The organism is Aeromicrobium sp. HA, from assembly GCF_027171405.1.
Taxonomy (GTDB): Bacteria; Actinomycetota; Actinomycetes; order Propionibacteriales; family Nocardioidaceae; genus Aeromicrobium; species Aeromicrobium tamlense.
Genome location: NZ_CP114372.1, coordinates 2461532 through 2476461, shown reverse-complemented (window position 1 = coordinate 2476461; position 14930 = coordinate 2461532). Strand labels below are relative to the sequence as shown.

The window sequence follows — 14930 nt, the reverse complement described above, 5'->3', positions numbered from 1 at the left end:
TCTGCTCGTTAAGCCCACTCGGCTGCCGTGCAGCGCCAGGTCGCGCGCCCCTGAGGGTCGCGACCGCGCTGCAGGCGGACGGCAAGGGCGTGCGAGCGGCCTCGGTGCACCATCCGGGCCGCGATCTCGGCGGCACCGACGTCGACCATGGCGATGTGCACCGACACGACCCGTGGGCTGTGGCGCGGGCCGCCGGAGACGAACCGGTCGGTCACGTAGCGGTGCAGCTGCTCGTACACGTCGCGGCTGAGCCACGGCCCGAGCTGGCGCACGGGCCGAACACCGGTGATCACCTCGGCCAGCGCCTGCGTGAAGCGGGCGCACCGGTGGCGCAGCTCGCTGGCGTCTCCGCGCTCCACCGGCACCGGCAGGAGCGGTGCCGAGGAGGTGAAGGGCAGCGGCACCTGGCGCGGTGCGAACGGGTCGGTGGCGAGGGCGGTGGCGGTGATCATCGTGCTCCTGGCGGGTCGAGGCGTTGTCCGGGATGGATCAGGTCGGGGTCGGGGCCGATGACGGCGCGGTTCGCGCGGTGCCAGGCGCGGACCCGGTCGCTCACGGCGGCGTCGTCGGCGACGGGGGAGCGCTCGCGCACGATGGACCACAGGCTCTCGCCGGGTGCGACGACGTGTGCGGACGCGGCGGGGGCTCGGGCCGGCTCCGGCTGCGGGGCAGCCGTCGGCGGGCGCTCGGGCAGGGACAGCCCTTGGAGCGCGTCGACGTCGCTGGTGCTGGCGTGGCTCGGCGCCTGCACCGCTATGACGGCGCCGGTGGCGAGCAGGGCGCGCAGCAGGGGAGGGGCGAGTCGCGCCGCGAGCCTGCGGTCGACGAGTGCCGCGAGCAGCCCGACGCACCACCAGGCGGCCCAGGCCAGCAACAGGGCGGTGAGCACGGTGCGCAGTGCAGCCTCCGGCCCCATGGTCGTCAGGTCGTGCATCCGATCCCCCGATCGATGAGCCACTGACGCCCGATGGAGGCATTTGACGACAGATGGCGTGTGATGGCGACCAGCGAAGCGCATGCCGACCCCGCCGTCAACGGGTGCGTTGACGGCCTGTGGAGATCAGGTCAGGACGAAGCGCGGGAGCGCAGCCGCCGGTTCTCGCTCTGGAGCCGGGCCAGCTGCTCCTCGAGGGCGAGCACGCGCTCGATGCCGGCGAGGTTCAGCCCCTCGGCCAGCAGGTCGCGGATGCGTACGAGGCGCCGCAGGTCGGTGCGGCTGTAGCGGCGGGTGCCGCCGGGCGTCCGGGTGGGCTCGAGCAGGCCGCGACGCTCGTACACGCGCAGGTTCTGGACCTGCATCGAGACCATCTCGGCCGCCACCGAGATCGCGTAGACCCCGGCCTCGTCGTCGTCGCGCATGCTCCACCTCCGTTGGAACTGAACTCTACTTGACAAGGAATATGAAATGACGAATATAGGTTTTAACGGATGAACCCATCACCACCCAGCGAGGAGGAGACGACGATGATGATCCGCACCACCGACCCGTTCCGTGACTTCGACCGCCTGACCCAGCAGCTCTTCGGGACGACGAACCGACCGGCCATCATGCCGATGGACGCCTGGCGCGAGGGCGACACCTTCGTGGTCGAGTTCGACCTCCCGGGCGTGACGAAGGACAGCATCGACCTCGACGTCGAGCGCAACGTGCTGACGGTCCGCGCCGAGCGCGTCGCGCGCAACGGCGACTGGGAGATGCTCGCCTCCGAGCGCCCCCGTGGCGCGTTCAGCCGCCAGCTCGTGCTGGGCGACAACCTCGATCTCGAGCGGATCGAGGCCGCCTACGACGCCGGCGTGCTGCGCCTGAGCATCCCGGTCGCGGAGCGGGCGAAGCCGCGCAAGATCCAGATCGGCGGCGCCAGCGAGAGCACCGCGATCGAGGCCTGACCCGCCCCTTCCCCCGAGGACACCGTGGGGCCTCCATGCGAGGCCCTACGGTGTCCTCATGCGTTGGGACCGACTCTTCGCCGACCTAGAGGGCGCGGCGATCGACGAGCACGCCGACGAGCGCGACGCCCTCGCGGAGGACCTGCGCGACGAGCAGTGGGCCGCTCTGGCGTGGACCGACCTGCTCGGGGGTGCCGACGTCCGGCTCGACGTCGTGGGCCTGGGCGAGATCGGTGGACGGGTCACCGGGGTCGGCGATGTGGTGCTCGTGCAGGACGAGACGTCCCGCATCGTCGTGCTGCCCGAGGCGATCGCGGCCGTGGTCGGGCACGACGGTCGTGCTGCCGCGGCACCGACGGTCTCGAGGACGCGGCGCCAGGTCGCCCGTGCGGTGCGCGACGCGGGCGTGGACGTGCGCGTGGTGCGGCGGGACGGCCGGACCGTCGAGGGACCCATCGTGGAGGTCGGCGCGGACTTCGTGCAGGTGGCCGCCGCCGGGCGGCGGGTCAGTCTGCCGTGGGCGTGGATCGCGGCTCTCGTGCCGCGTTGACCGAGGTCTCTCGCGCGGTGCGCTCGTACTGCCGGGCGATGTAGTCCTCGAGGGCACTGGCCTCGATCCGCCACATCTTGCGTCCGCCCACCTGGAAGCCGCGCAGCTCGCCCGACTTCAGCAGTCCCCACACGACCCGCACGTCGACCTTGAGGGTCTCGGCGACGTCGTTCGCCGTGAGGAACTGGTGCTCGGGGGCCATGGCGCCCATTCTCACACGCAGCACCGGCGACGAGGCGCACGTCACGCCCGGACTGTGGACGACCGGTGGCAGCCGCGGGTCGCGACCCCGTATGACTGGCCCATGCATGTCACGGGGGGTGACACGTCCCGGCGCGCGCTCGCCCGGCGCACCTCGATCTCCAGATGGCGCCAGCCGCGACTCGTGCTCGGTGCGGTCCTCGTCCTGGCCTCCGCCGTCGCCGGCGGCTGGCTCGTCGCCACCGCGCGGGACTCCACCGACTACTGGCTCGTTCGCGCCGAGGTGAGGGCCGGCGACCCGGTCGATCCCTCGCAGCTGTCGCCCGTGGCCGGTCGGGTGGAGGCGGCGGCGGCCGACTCGCTCGTGCCGGCCCGCGACGGCGTGCCGCGCGGCGTGTGGGCGCGCGACGCCGGCCCCGGCACGCTCGTCACGCGCGACGCGGTCACGGCATCGGTCGACCGCGGTCGCGAGCTGGCGATGGCGGTGCCCGCGGGCACCGCCCCGCCGGACCTCGCCGCTGGCGACCGGGTCGACGTGTGGGCGGGGCCCGGCGAGAGCGGTGACCCGAGCCGGTCCACGCGGCGCGTCCTCGTCGACGTCCCGGTCGTCTCGCTGTCGGGGGTCGACGGCACCGGCTCGCGCACCCTCGTCGTCGACACGGGCCGTGGCGGACCAGGCGGCGACGTGGTCGCCGCGCTGGGCACCGGTCACCTCACCGTCGTGCGGGTCCCGTGAGCGCGACCGGGTCCCTGCGCGTCGCGGTCGCGGCGTGCGGGGCGCACTGGGAGGCGGCGGCGCTCGCCGAGATCGAGTCCGACCCGCGACTCGTGCTGGTCCGCCGCTGCGTCGACGTCGCCGACCTGCTGGCCACGGCCGGAACGCACCGCCTCGACCTGGCCCTCGTCGCCGTCGACAGTCCCGGCCTCGACGCGGGTGTCGTGCAGCGACTGCTCCAGCTCGGCGTCCGGCCGGCCGCCGTCGAGGGCGACGGCTCGCCCCTGGGGATCGACCAGTCGGCGCGGCTCGGGGCGCTGGCGCAGGCGGCCACACCGGTCCCCGAGCCGGAGCGCGAGAGCGAGCCTGGCCTGCTCGTGGCGGTGTGGGGCGCCACCGGCGCACCGGGCCGCAGCTCCCTCGCGGTGTCGCTCGCGGCGGCGGCAGCGGCGACGGGTCGCTCCACCGCGCTGGTGGACGCCGACGTCTACGGCGGGTCACTCGGCCAGCTGCTCGGGGTCCTCGACGAGGTCAGCGGGATCATGGCCGCCTGCCGCGACGTCAATCGTGGGCGGGCGGGCGTGGCCGGGACGCACCTGCTGCGGCTCGCCCCGCACTGGGACCTGCTCACCGGCCTGCCCCGCTCGGACATGTGGCACCACCTACGGCCCGACGCCCTCGAGGCCGTGCTGCGCGACCTGCGCCGCGACCACGAGCTGGTGGTCGTCGACTGCGGCTTCGGGGTCGAGCCGGCGATGGGTCAGGGGCCGTCGCGCGACCAGGTCACCCGACGCGTGCTCGACCTCGCCGACGAGGTGATGGCGGTCGGCCGGGTCGATCCGGTGGGCCTGGCACGACTCGTCCGCGCGCTCGACGACGCGGGTCCGTGGAGGCGACCGCCGCGGCTGGTCCTGAACGGATTCCGGGCCTCGCTGGGCTGGACCGAGCGCGAGGTCGCCCAGACGGTCCGCGAGCTCACGGGCGTCACGCCGTGGGCGTTCCTGCCCCAGGACGGCGCTGGTCACGACCTTGCCCTGATGACGGGTCGTCCACTCCGCGAGGTCGCGCCGACCTCGGGCTACGTGTCGCGCGTCGAGCGGCTCGCGTCCGAGCTGGTGGCGGCGCGGTGACGCGGCTCAGGTCACAGGAGGCTGCCCTCGCCGATCGCGTCGTAGACGCCCACGATCTCCGAGCCCAGCACGAAGGCACCGGTGGCGAACAGCGCCACGAGCAGGCTGCGGAGGAGCCAGGCCGCGACCTCGGGCATCCGACGTCCCACCCGGCGCCACAGCAGCCAGCCCGCCACCAGGACGATCGTCACCGGGAAGAGCGGGAACACCCACGGCACCAGCGCGAGCCACGTCCAGCCGCCACGCTGCCATGCCGAGCCGTCGCGCACGGCCCGGTCCACGGCCGGCGGCATGAGCAGGCAGAACACCAGCGGCACCGCCAAGGTCAGCGCGATGGCGGCCCACGTCGGCTCGAGCCGGGTGAAGTCCACGCCCTCGTCGTGCACGAGCGCCGCGCCGACCATCACGGTGCCGCCCACGGCGACCGAGAGTCGACGGAACCACGGCGGACCGAGCGCGAGCCAGCCCAGCGCGAGGTAGATGCCGGCGCCCAGGACGCCCAGGGCCGCGCCGGTCATCAGCAGCTGGAACGTCCCCGACGTCGTGAACTCGCCCATGGGGAAGCCGTCGTCGGTGATCGTCCCGTGGTCCTCGGGGTTCAGGCTCGCCAGCAGGGCCATGAACAGCCGGCCGCCGATGCCGCCCACCAGCAGCCCCAGCGCGGCGCCGACCCACGAGGCGGCGGCGAGACGGCGCGCCGCGGTCACCGCCGGCGCCGACGTTCGGGTGCGTGTCTCCATCCGGGGAGGATGGCACGGTGAGGGCCGGGCTGTCAGCGACTCGCAGCCTTTTCGTTGCCCGTTCGACGGGTGGGTCGGGTGGTAAGTTTCTGGGCTACCGGCGGACCGGACCGAGGCGAGGACAGCAGGGGATCGCATGCAACGACTGAGCCCTCTCGACGCGATGTTCCTGCACCAGGACCATCCCGAGACGCCCCGTCAGGTCGCCTCGCTGGCGATCCTCGAGCCGGGCGACCGGCCCCTCGACTACGACCGCCTGATCCAGGTCATCAACGACCGCATCGACCTCGTGCCGCGCTACCGCCAGGTGCCGCGGCGGATCCCCGGCGGCATCGGCATGCCGGTGTGGGCCGACGACGAGCACTTCGACCTGTCGCTGCACGTGCGCCGCTCGGCGCTCCCGCGGCCCGGCGGACGCGACGCCCTGCACGAGCTCGTCGGACGGCTCATCGCCCGACGGCTCGACCACGAGCGCCCGCTGTGGGAGCTCTACCTCATCGAGGGGCTCCAGGGCGGCGAGATGGCGCTGCTGTTCAAGTCGCACCAAGCGCTCGTCGACGGCTCGCACACGGTCGACCTCGCGCAGGTCCTCCTCGAGGAGACCCAGCGCGACCGTACGATCCCGCACGACGAGTGGACCCCGCGCGCCACGCCCGGCACGGTCGAGCTGCTGGCCGGCTCGGTGCGCTCCCAGCTGAGCCACCCGGCCGAGCTGCTGTGGAACGGCGAGTACCAGTGGTCGCGCGTCGCCTCGCACCTGCCGGTGCTGGGACCTGACGCCGCCACGCACGGCCCGCTCACCGCCACCTTGTCGCGACACCGGCGCTTCACCTCGGTCAGCGCCCCCTTCAGCGAGTTCCGGCGGGTCCGCGATGAGCACGGCGGCACGGTCAACGACGTCATCCTCGCGGCGATCGCGGGCGGCCTGCGCGGCTGGATGCTCACCCGCGCCGAGCCCGTCACCGCCAAGACCAGCTTCCGGGCCATGGTGCCGATGTCGGTCACCCGCGACGGCCAGGCAGAGGGCGGCCACCCGACGTCGCTCGGCCCTCTCGTGCGCGGGCTCATGCTCACGCTGCCGGTGGGGGAGTCCAACGCGGTCGTGCGGCTGCACCAGGTCTCCTACGCGCTCAAGGGACACCGCGAGACCGGCTCGGCGGTGGCGGCCAACAAGCTGGCCAACCTGCCCGGCTTCGCCACCTCCACCTTCCACACGGTGGGCGCCCGGGTGGCCGCCGACGAGGCGAACCGGCCCTACCACCTGGTCATCACCAACGTGCCCGGTCCGCAGGACCCGGTCTACATGGCGGGCCAGCAGCTCAAGGAGATCTTCCCGGCGATCCCACTCACGGGGCACCGGGCGATCTCGGTGGGCGTCACGTCCTACGACGGCCGGGTGTTCTTCGGCATCGTCACCGACCGCGAGTCGGTGCCCGACGCCGACGTGCTGGGCCAGTGCATCCTGGAGGCCCTGGAGGAGCTGACCGAGACGATCGGTCCGAGGCGAGCGCGGGCACCGCGCGGACGGAAGAGGCCCACATGAGCAGGACCCGCGTCTACGCGGCCGCCGACGCCGAGCTGCTGCGCGCGCTGGCCGACGACCGGCCGATCACGCCCGAGCGCGTCACCGCCGCCTCGCAGGACGAGGAGGACGAGTACGACGCGTTGCTGACCGCGGCCGAGCAGGGGCCGGTCGTGGTGTGCGCCGAGCTCGACGACGAGGACGGCCAGATCGTGCTGCGGGACGTGCAGTCGTTCCACGTCGACGCCGACGCCAGCGGCGACCTGGCCTGGTACGCGCCGCAGGAGCTCGCGCAGGTCATCGCGCTGCTGGCCACACGCTGAGGGCTCACGCCCGCCAGTCGTAGTCCATCTGCCGCGCCACCCGGGCGCCCAGGCCGCCCTCGATCCGGTCGACCAGGTGCAGCGCCAGGTCGATGCCCGCGGAGATGCCCGCCGAGGTGTAGACCTCGCCCTGCCGGATCCAGCGCGGTCCGTCGACGACGTCGAGGCGCGGGAACCGCCTGGCCAGAGCGGCTTGGTCCTCCCAGTGCGTCGTGACGCGCTGGTCGGTGAGGATGCCGGCCTCGGCCAGCAGGAAGGCGCCGGTGCACACCGACGCGATCGTGGGCGTGGCCGCACGGGCGGCGATCCACTCGATCACGCGGGCGTCGCGCTCCACCGCGTCGGTGACGCCGCCGGGCACGAGCAGCAGGTCGAGGTCGGGCGCGTCCTCGAGCGAGGCGTGGGTGCCCAGGACCAGCCCACCACGGGCGACCACGGAGGATCGCCCGGGGTGGGCCGAGACGAGCGTGACGGTGAGCTCGGTGGGGGCGGGCTCGCGGCCCAGCAGCCGGGCCGCCACCGAGAACACCTCGAAGGGCCCGCACGCGTCGAGCACCTCGACGTCGTCGAACGCGAGGATGCCGTACCTCACGCGCGGGTCCTCGACGTCACAGCTGGGTCTTGCCGAACTCCACCTCGTCGCGCAGCGAGGCGGAGATCGCCTTGGCGACCTCGGGCTCGATGCGGCGACCGATGAGCGGGAGCGAGACCTTGACGTCGCCGTCGAGCGACATCGTGGTGGAGGAGGCGGTGCCGGCGATCGTGGACGTGCCGGTCATGCGCGCGGGCTGGCCGTGGATGTCCACCGAGACGTCGGCGGTGCGACCGCCCGAGGCATCGGCCGGGCCCCACTTCTCGACCTGGGTCACGGTGACCGAGTCGCCCGTGAGCTTCTTGATGAAGTCGGGCATGTCCGACTCCATCGTGCGCACGATCGTGACGACCGTCCTGCCGCCCTGCTCCTCCACGGTGACCGTGTAGTCGCGGGCGCCCTGGCGCTCGCACGACTGCTCGCGGAAGGTCTGGTCGCTGACCAGCCCGAAGACCTGCTCGGGGCTGGCGGGGTACTCGTACCGCTCGGTAAGCTTCACGCGTTCTCCTCAGGGGTGGGGGTGCCCTGGCCGAGCCCCTTGAGCTCGGCCAGGCGGGCCTCGATCTCGAGCTGGCCGGCGTCGGCCTCCAGCTCGGCGAACTGGGCGTCGAGGCTGGAGGAGGTCAGCTCCTGCTGACCGCGCACCTGCGCCTCGACGCGACGGACGCGGTCCTCGTAGCGGCTCAGCTCGCTCGTGGGGTCCAGGATGTCGATCGACTTGATCGCGTCGTTGACCTGCGCCTGGGCCTCCGCCGAGCGGTGGCGGGCGACGAGCTCGTCGCGCTTGCTGTTGAGCTCGGTCAGCTTGGTGCGCATCCCGACGAGGCCGGTCTTGAGCTTCTCGACGACCTCGCTCTGCTGCGCGATCATCGGGGCGGCGGCCTTGGCCTCGTTCTCGGCGGTGATCTGCTTGCCCAGCGCGAGCTTGGCGAGCTGGTCGAAGCGGTCGGCCTCGCCCGCGTGGCCGCCGGCTCGCAGCTGGTCGGCCTTGTTGGACGCGGCGATCGCCTTGGCGCCCCACTCCTTCGCGGCGGCGACGTCCTCGGCGTGGTCGGCCTCGGCGAGGCGCAGGTTGCCGATCGTCTGGGCGACGGCCTGCTCGGCCTCGGCGATCGAGTTCGTGTAGTCGCGGACCATCTGGTCCAGCATCTTCTGCGGGTCTTCCGCCTTGTCGAGCAGCGCGTTGATGTTCGCCTTCGTCAACTGGGAGATGCGTCCGAGGATGGACTGTTTCTGAGCCATGCGTCGAGCATAGTGGCGAACGTGAGCGTGAAGGTGGTGTCGCCGGGACGGCTCTGCACCGAGGCGTCTCCGCCGTGGGCCTGCATGATGGCGCGCACGAGCGACATGCCCAGGCCCGCTCCGCCGGCGCTGCGCGTGCGCGACGAGTCGCCGCGCGTGAAGCGCTCCCAGACCACGGGGACGAGGTCCTCGGACAGGCCCGGGCCGTCGTCGTGCACCTGCACGCGCGTCGGGCCGGTGAGGATGCGCACGGTCACGGTGGTGCCCTCCGGGGTGTGACGCGTGGCGTTCGTCAGCAGGTTCGTCACGGCCTGGTGCAGGCGCAGCTCGTCGCCCGCGACCGAGACCGGCTCGGACGGCACCTCCAGGCGCCACTTGCGGCGCGGGTCGACGACGCGGGCGTCGGCCACGGCCTCGACGACGAGGTGGGTCAGGTCGACCTCGCGCTGCTCGAGCGGGCGCCCGGAGTCGAGCCGCGCGAGCAGCAGCATGTCCTCGACGAGCGCCGTCACGCGACCGACCTCGGACTCGATTCGCGCGAGGGACTCCTTCGGGTCGGCGTCGGTGCGGCGGGTGAGCTCGGCGTAGCCGCGGATCGTGGTCAGGGGAGTGCGCAGCTCGTGCGACGCGTCGGCGAGGAACTGGCGCACCTGCTGCTCGCTCTCGTGCCGCGCGTGGAGCGCGTCGTCGACGTGGCCGAGCATCTGGTTGAAGGCGGCGCCCACGCGGCCCACCTCGCTCACGGGGTCGGTCAGCTCCTCGGGCACTCGCGGGGTGGAGGCGACGTCGCCGCTGGCCAACGGCGTCTCGGCGACCTCGTGCGCCACGGCGGCGACCTGCTGCAGCGGCCGCAGCTGGCGGCGGACGATCTCGCGCGCCACCACCGCGGCGGCGCCGATGCCCAGCAGCGACAGCAGCACCTCCCAGCCGATGAGGCTGCGGATCGTGTCGTCGACGTCGTCGGTGGGCAGGCCGAAGGCCACACGGTCGCCCGTGGCGTTGGTCGTCGCCGCGACCCGGTAGGACCCGAGATCGGGCAGCTCCACGGTGCGCGGCTCGGAGCCGACCTCGGCCTCGCTCATCGCGTCCACCGCCCCGGCGGACAGCTGGCTGAGCTGGCCACGGTCGGTGATGCGCACGCCGATGCGGCAGGCCGAGCCGAACACGGCCGTGACGCTGCCGGCGTTCTGTCCCGGGGGCAGGGTCGGCAGGTCGCCGCAGTCCGTGACGAGCCCGCTCGATCCGGCACCCGGTCCCTCGACGCGCTCGGCCCGCTCGACCGCTCGCTGCAGGTCGCGGTCGAGGCGCTCCATGAGCGACGACCGCATGATGATCGTGGCGGTCAGGGCGACCAGCATGCTGACGACCGTCACCAGGGCGACGGAGGAGGCGATCAGCCGGCCCGTCAGGGTCTGCGGCCGCATCAGGACGCCGGCGCCTTCAGGACGTAGCCGGCGCCGCGCTTCGTGTGGATCATCGGCTCGCGCCCGGCGTCGATCTTCTTGCGCAGGTAGGAGATGTAGAGCTCGACGATGTTGTCGTTGCCGCCGAAGTCGTAGTCCCAGACCCGATCGAGGATCTGCGCCTTGGACACGACCCGCCGCTCGTTGCGCATGAGGTAGCGCAGCAGCTCGAACTCGGTGGCGGTCAGCTCGATCGGCGTGCCGCCGCGCGAGACCTCGCGGCCGTCCTCGTCGAGCTCGAGATCGCCGACGACGAGCGTCGGGGTCTCGACCTGCTGGCGCCCGCCGGCACGTCGCAGCAGGCCGCGCAGCCGCGCCACGACCTCCTCGAGGCTGAAGGGCTTGGTGACGTAGTCGTCGCCGCCCGCGGTGAGGCCGGCGACGCGGTCCTCCACGGAGTCGCGGGCGGTCAGGAAGATGACGGGGACGTCGGGGGAGAAGGCGCGCACCTTCGCCAGGACCTCGAGACCGTCGTAGTCCGGCAGCATCCAGTCGAGGATCATCGCGTCGGGCGCGAACTCGCGCGCCGCGGCGACCGCCTTGCGGCCGGTGCCGGCGATGCGGACGTCGAAGCCCTCGTAGCGCAGCGCCATCTGGAGCAGCTCGGCGATGTTGGGCTCGTCGTCGACCACGAGGACGCGCACCGGGGTGCCGTCGACACGGGTGAGGGCAGGGGCGACGCTCATGGGTCCAGTGTGGACCGATGGGCGCGGGAACGGCTGAGTCCATCCTGTGAGGCCGCTGTGCGCCCTGGAATCACAGCGGTGTCATTAACACACTTCAACCCTAAAGTTCAACTTTAAGTTCATTTCGGCGTGTCGGTGGTCTAGGCTGTCGCCCATGCGCCGGTTGGGACTCGTGGGACTCGTGTGCCTTTTCGTCATGGCAGGGCTCACCGCCACCACGACCTCGGCGCAGGCGTTCACCGTGATCTGCACCGGCAAGACCAAGTCCGAGGTCGCCACGTGCGACCTCTCCGGCTACGCCGACGTGATGCACCAGATGCACTGGCGGATGTACGCCGGGCACAACTGCACGAACTACGCCGCCTGGCGGATGAAGAAGGCCGGGGTGCCCGAGCCGAAGATCCTCATGGGCAACGCCCGCGACTGGCACACCAACGCCAAGAAGCTCGGCTACCTCGTGGACAACCGACCCGCCGTCGGCTCGATCGCGCAATGGTCGAAGGCCGCCAGCCACGTGGCCTACGTCGAGCAGGTCGGCTCCGGCTTCCTGATCCTGTCCGAGGACAGCTACACGTCCAAGACGTACCGCCGGTACAAGGTGCTGACGGGCGCCTCCTGGTACCCCGAGCGGTTCATCCACTTCAAGGACGTCGCGGCCCCGCCGCCGGCCGAGTCCGACCCGACCCCCGCTCCGACGACCCCCGCGCCGGCCCCGGCGGTCACCTCGAAGGTCACCGTCTCCGGACCGGCGAAGGTCACCACCTCGGCCAAGCCGAAGGTGACCGTGAAGGTCGCGGCGGCGAAGGGCGTCGTGCCGCAGGGCACGGTCCGCGTCCGTCGCGGCGGCGTCACGGTCAAGACCGTGACCCTCAAGGCCGGCCACCGCGGCTCGGTCGCCGTCACGCTGCCCAAGATGAAGCGCGGCAAGCAGTGGATCTCGGCGGTGTTCGACGGCAGCGCCCAGGTCCGCAAGGCCACCAGCCCCACCATCAAGGTGGTCGTGACGAAGCCGGCGAAGGTCGTCTCCGCGAGGACCGCGATCGTCCTGCCGGCGAAGCAGTTCACGGTCGGAACGCGCCCGACGGCCACGGTCACGGTCACGCCCACGGACGGGCGCACCACGACCAACGCCGTCTCGGTGTACGTCGACGGCAAGCGGATCGCCTCGCCGAAGCTGACGAAGGCGAAGAAGGGCAAGGTCACCGTCCGTCTGCCCGCTCTCGCGCCCGGCCGTCACACGATCCGGGCGACCTACTGGGGCTCCAAGACCGTCCGCCGCTCGAAGGCCAGGGCCCAGGCGTTCGCGGTCGTCGAACCCACCACCGTCCGCGCCTCGCTGGCGAAGGCCGCGGTGCGCTCGAACGAGCTCGCCCAGGTGGTCGCCACGGTCGGCACGGCACGCGGCGTCGCGCCCGCTGCGGGCGAGGTCTGGGTGCTGGCCGACGGCGCGAAGGTCGCCTCCGCGCCGCTCTCGGCCGCGGCCCGCGGCACCGTCACGGTGGCGCTGCCGGTCCTGGCGCCCGGCACCCGCGCGATCTCGGTGCAGTACCGCGGCTCGACCTACCAGACCGCCTCGGCCACGGGGACGCTCCCGCTGCTGGTCCAGGAGCGCTCGATCACGGGCACCTCGCTGTCCGCCACGACGATCAAGTCGACCGCGCAGGCGAAGCTGACCATCTCGGTCCACTCCGGTCGCACGGTGCCGCAGACGTCCGGCGCGGTCGCCGTCCTGGTCGGCGGCAAGCAGGTCGCCACGGTCACCCTGACCGCCGCGTCGAAGGGCAAGGTCGTCGTCACGCTGCCGAAGCTGGCGGTGGGCAAGCACGCCGTCAGCGCCTCCTTCGGCGGCACCGACCTCCTGGAGCCGTCCACCAGCGTGGTGCGGACCCTCACCGTCACGAAGTAGGCGTCCCGGGGCCCGTGCGTGGGCACGTACCCTTGATGTCATGCCTGTCGACTCCGTCTACGCCCGACTCGAGCCGCTGCTCTCGGGAGTCTCCAAGCCGATCCAGTACATCGGCGGTGAGCTCAACTCCACCGTCAAGGACTGGGACGAGGCCGACGCCCGCTGGGCGCTGATGTACCCCGACGCGTACGAGGTCGGCCTGCCCAACCAGGGCGTCCAGATCCTCTACGAAGTGCTCAACGAGCGCGAGGGCATCCTGGCCGAGCGCACGTACGCCGTCATGCCCGACATGGAGGCCGTGCTGCGCGAGCACGGCATCCCGCAGTTCACGGTCGACGCCCACCGCCCGGTCGGCGCGTTCGACCTCTTCGGCCTCAGCTTCTCCACCGAGCTGGGCTACACGAACATGCTGACGGCGCTCGACCTCGCCGGCATCCCGCTGCACGCGGTCGACCGCGACGAGTCGCACCCGATCGTCCTGGCCGGCGGCCACAGCGCCTTCAATCCCGAGCCGATCGCCGACTTCGTCGACGCCGCCGTCATGGGAGACGGCGAGGAGGTCGTCCTCGCGATCAGCGAGGTCGTCCGCGAGTGGAAGGCCGAGGGCCGTCCCGGCGGCCGCGACGAGGTGCTCGCGCGCCTGGCCGCGTCCGGCGGCGTCTACGTGCCGAAGTTCTACGACGTCTCGTACCGCCCCGACGGCCAGATCGGCGCGGTCGTGCCGAACCGACCCGGCGTGCCCACCCGCGTCGCGAAGCACACGCTGATGGACCTCGACAGCTGGCCGTACCCGAAGAAGCCGCTCGTGCCGCTGGCCGAGACCGTGCACGAGCGCTTCAGCGTGGAGATCTTCCGCGGCTGCACGCGCGGCTGCCGCTTCTGCCAGGCCGGCATGATCACGCGTCCCGTCCGCGAGCGCTCGATCCGGACGATCGGCCAGATGGTCGACAACGGCCTCAAGCAGTCCGGCTTCGAGGAGGTCGGCCTGCTCAGCCTGTCGAGCGCCGACCACTCCGAGATCGGCGAGGTCGCCAAGCAGCTCGGCGACCGCTACGAGGGCACCAACACCTCGCTCTCGCTGCCGTCGACCCGCGTCGACGCCTTCAACATCACGCTGGCCAACGAGTTCAGCCGCAACGGCCGCCGCTCCGGCCTCACGTTCGCCCCCGAGGGTGGCAGCGACCGCATGCGCAAGGTCATCAACAAGATGGTCAGCGAGGACGACCTGATCCGCACCGTCGCCGCGGCGTTCTCGCACGGCTGGCGCCAGGTGAAGCTCTACTTCATGTGCGGCCTGCCCACCGAGACCGACGAGGACGTCCTGCAGATCGGCGAGCTCGCCAAGCGCGTCATCGACACCGGCCGCGAGGTCTCTGGCCGCCGCGACATCCGCTGCACCGTCTCGATCGGCGGCTTCGTGCCCAAGCCGCACACGCCGTTCCAGTGGGCCTCGCAGCTCGACCACGAGACCACCGACGAGCGCTTGCGCAAGCTGCGCGCCTCGGTGCAGTCCGACAAGCGCTACGGCAAGGCCATCGGCTTCCGCTACCACGACGGCAAGCCCGGCATCGTCGAGGGACTGCTGTCTCGCGGCGACCGTCGCGTCGGCGGCGTCATCGAGGCCGTGTGGCGCGACGGCGGCCGCTTCGACGGCTGGAGCGAGCACTTCAGCTACGACCGCTGGGCGCAGCAGGCCGCCGAGGTCCTGGAGCCGCAGGGCGTCGACCTCGACTGGTTCACCACGCGCGAGCGCGACCACGACGAGGTCCTGCCGTGGGACCACATGGACTCGGGTCTCGACCGTGAGTGGCTGTGGGAGGACTGGCAGGACGCGATCGACCCCGACGGCGCCGTCGAGGTCGAGGACTGCCGCTGGACCCCGTGCTTCGACTGCGGCGTGTGCCCCGAGATGGATCTGGAGATCCAGATCGGTCCCACGGGCCAGAAGCTCCTGCCCCTCTCGGTGGTCTGAC

The 14930-nt window shown here is 72.2% G+C and carries 18 protein-coding genes; 8 read left to right on the top strand and 10 right to left on the bottom strand.

All coding sequences use genetic code 11. The annotated features are described in order from the left end of the window. Positions 1-8 precede the first annotated feature (8 nt). From O3S82_RS12205 to O3S82_RS12195, 3 genes are all read right to left on the bottom strand, one after another. Complete coding sequence (locus O3S82_RS12205; protein WP_269303130.1) at positions 9-452, bottom strand: Rv3235 family protein; 444 nt, start codon at positions 450-452, stop codon at positions 9-11. Further along, positions 449-934, bottom strand: coding sequence for a LysM peptidoglycan-binding domain-containing protein (locus tag O3S82_RS12200; RefSeq protein WP_269303128.1), 486 nt, complete (start codon positions 932-934; stop codon positions 449-451). Before O3S82_RS12200 ends, O3S82_RS12205 begins: the two co-directional genes overlap by 4 nt. A gap of 131 nt (positions 935-1065) precedes the next feature. Beyond that, a complete protein-coding gene (locus O3S82_RS12195; protein ID WP_179423528.1) occupies positions 1066-1359 on the bottom strand; it encodes a MerR family transcriptional regulator in 294 nt (97 codons plus the stop codon). Between the two features lie 105 nt (positions 1360-1464). Here O3S82_RS12195 and O3S82_RS12190 point away from each other — a divergent pair, with 105 nt between their 5' ends. Then, positions 1465-1887 carry an Hsp20/alpha crystallin family protein gene (locus O3S82_RS12190; protein WP_269307060.1) on the top strand — a complete coding sequence of 141 codons (423 nt, stop codon included), beginning with the start codon at positions 1465-1467 and terminating at the stop codon, positions 1885-1887. A gap of 58 nt (positions 1888-1945) precedes the next feature. Next, positions 1946-2437, top strand: coding sequence for a hypothetical protein (locus tag O3S82_RS12185; RefSeq protein WP_269303125.1), 492 nt, complete (start codon positions 1946-1948; stop codon positions 2435-2437). On the opposite strand, the gene O3S82_RS12180 is transcribed toward O3S82_RS12185, so the two are convergent. Then, on the bottom strand, positions 2394-2639 hold the full coding sequence (locus O3S82_RS12180; protein WP_223302971.1) for a helix-turn-helix domain-containing protein: 246 nt from the start codon (positions 2637-2639) through the stop codon (positions 2394-2396). The two genes, O3S82_RS12185 and O3S82_RS12180, sit on opposite strands and share 44 nt — an antisense overlap. A gap of 102 nt (positions 2640-2741) precedes the next feature. On the opposite strand from O3S82_RS12180, the gene O3S82_RS12175 reads away from it, so the two are divergent. Both O3S82_RS12175 and O3S82_RS12170 read left to right on the top strand, forming a co-directional pair. Next, positions 2742-3374: a hypothetical protein gene (locus O3S82_RS12175; protein WP_269303123.1), complete on the top strand. Its 633-nt coding sequence runs from the start codon at positions 2742-2744 to the stop codon at positions 3372-3374. Beyond that, positions 3371-4483 (top strand): AAA family ATPase, encoded by a 1113-nt coding sequence (locus O3S82_RS12170; RefSeq protein ID WP_269303120.1) that lies wholly within the window; start codon positions 3371-3373, stop codon positions 4481-4483. Before O3S82_RS12175 ends, O3S82_RS12170 begins: the two co-directional genes overlap by 4 nt. Positions 4484-4494: 11 nt before the next feature. Here O3S82_RS12170 and O3S82_RS12165 read toward each other — a convergent pair whose 3' ends face one another. Next, the gene (locus O3S82_RS12165; protein ID WP_269303119.1) at positions 4495-5223 is read right to left on the bottom strand and encodes a hypothetical protein; all 729 of its coding nucleotides are present in this window, start codon (positions 5221-5223) and stop codon (positions 4495-4497) included. A 136-nt stretch (positions 5224-5359) separates the two neighbouring features. Here O3S82_RS12165 and O3S82_RS12160 point away from each other — a divergent pair, with 136 nt between their 5' ends. Together O3S82_RS12160 and O3S82_RS12155 are read left to right on the top strand one after the other, a co-directional pair. Continuing rightward, positions 5360-6766: a wax ester/triacylglycerol synthase family O-acyltransferase gene (locus tag O3S82_RS12160; protein ID WP_269303117.1), complete on the top strand. Its 1407-nt coding sequence runs from the start codon at positions 5360-5362 to the stop codon at positions 6764-6766. Further along, positions 6763-7068, top strand: a complete 306-nt coding sequence (locus tag O3S82_RS12155) for a hypothetical protein (protein ID WP_269303116.1) — start codon at positions 6763-6765, stop codon at positions 7066-7068. Before O3S82_RS12160 ends, O3S82_RS12155 begins: the two co-directional genes overlap by 4 nt. Positions 7069-7072: 4 nt before the next feature. On the opposite strand, the gene O3S82_RS12150 is transcribed toward O3S82_RS12155, so the two are convergent. The 5 genes from O3S82_RS12150 to O3S82_RS12130 are packed head-to-tail and all read right to left on the bottom strand — an operon-like array spanning position 7073 to position 11051. Then, positions 7073-7660, bottom strand: a complete 588-nt coding sequence (locus O3S82_RS12150; RefSeq protein WP_179423544.1) for a DJ-1/PfpI family protein — start codon at positions 7658-7660, stop codon at positions 7073-7075. Between the two features lie 16 nt (positions 7661-7676). Next, positions 7677-8159 carry a DUF2505 domain-containing protein gene (locus tag O3S82_RS12145; RefSeq protein ID WP_179423546.1) on the bottom strand — a complete coding sequence of 161 codons (483 nt, stop codon included), beginning with the start codon at positions 8157-8159 and terminating at the stop codon, positions 7677-7679. Continuing rightward, entirely contained in the window at positions 8156-8902 is a 747-nt protein-coding gene (locus O3S82_RS12140) for a PspA/IM30 family protein (protein WP_179423548.1), read from the bottom strand. Before O3S82_RS12140 ends, O3S82_RS12145 begins: the two co-directional genes overlap by 4 nt. Next, on the bottom strand, positions 8860-10326 hold the full coding sequence (locus tag O3S82_RS12135; protein ID WP_269303115.1) for a sensor histidine kinase: 1467 nt from the start codon (positions 10324-10326) through the stop codon (positions 8860-8862). Before O3S82_RS12135 ends, O3S82_RS12140 begins: the two co-directional genes overlap by 43 nt. Continuing rightward, complete coding sequence (locus O3S82_RS12130; protein ID WP_179423552.1) at positions 10326-11051, bottom strand: response regulator transcription factor; 726 nt, start codon at positions 11049-11051, stop codon at positions 10326-10328. Before O3S82_RS12130 ends, O3S82_RS12135 begins: the two co-directional genes overlap by 1 nt. Before the next feature lie 196 nt (positions 11052-11247). On the opposite strand from O3S82_RS12130, the gene O3S82_RS12125 reads away from it, so the two are divergent. Both O3S82_RS12125 and O3S82_RS12120 read left to right on the top strand, forming a co-directional pair. Further along, on the top strand, positions 11248-12957 hold the full coding sequence (locus tag O3S82_RS12125) for an Ig-like domain repeat protein (protein WP_269303112.1): 1710 nt from the start codon (positions 11248-11250) through the stop codon (positions 12955-12957). Between the two features lie 40 nt (positions 12958-12997). Then, on the top strand, positions 12998-14929 hold the full coding sequence (locus O3S82_RS12120) for a TIGR03960 family B12-binding radical SAM protein (RefSeq protein WP_269303110.1): 1932 nt from the start codon (positions 12998-13000) through the stop codon (positions 14927-14929). The last annotated feature ends 1 nt before the right edge of the window (position 14930 follow it).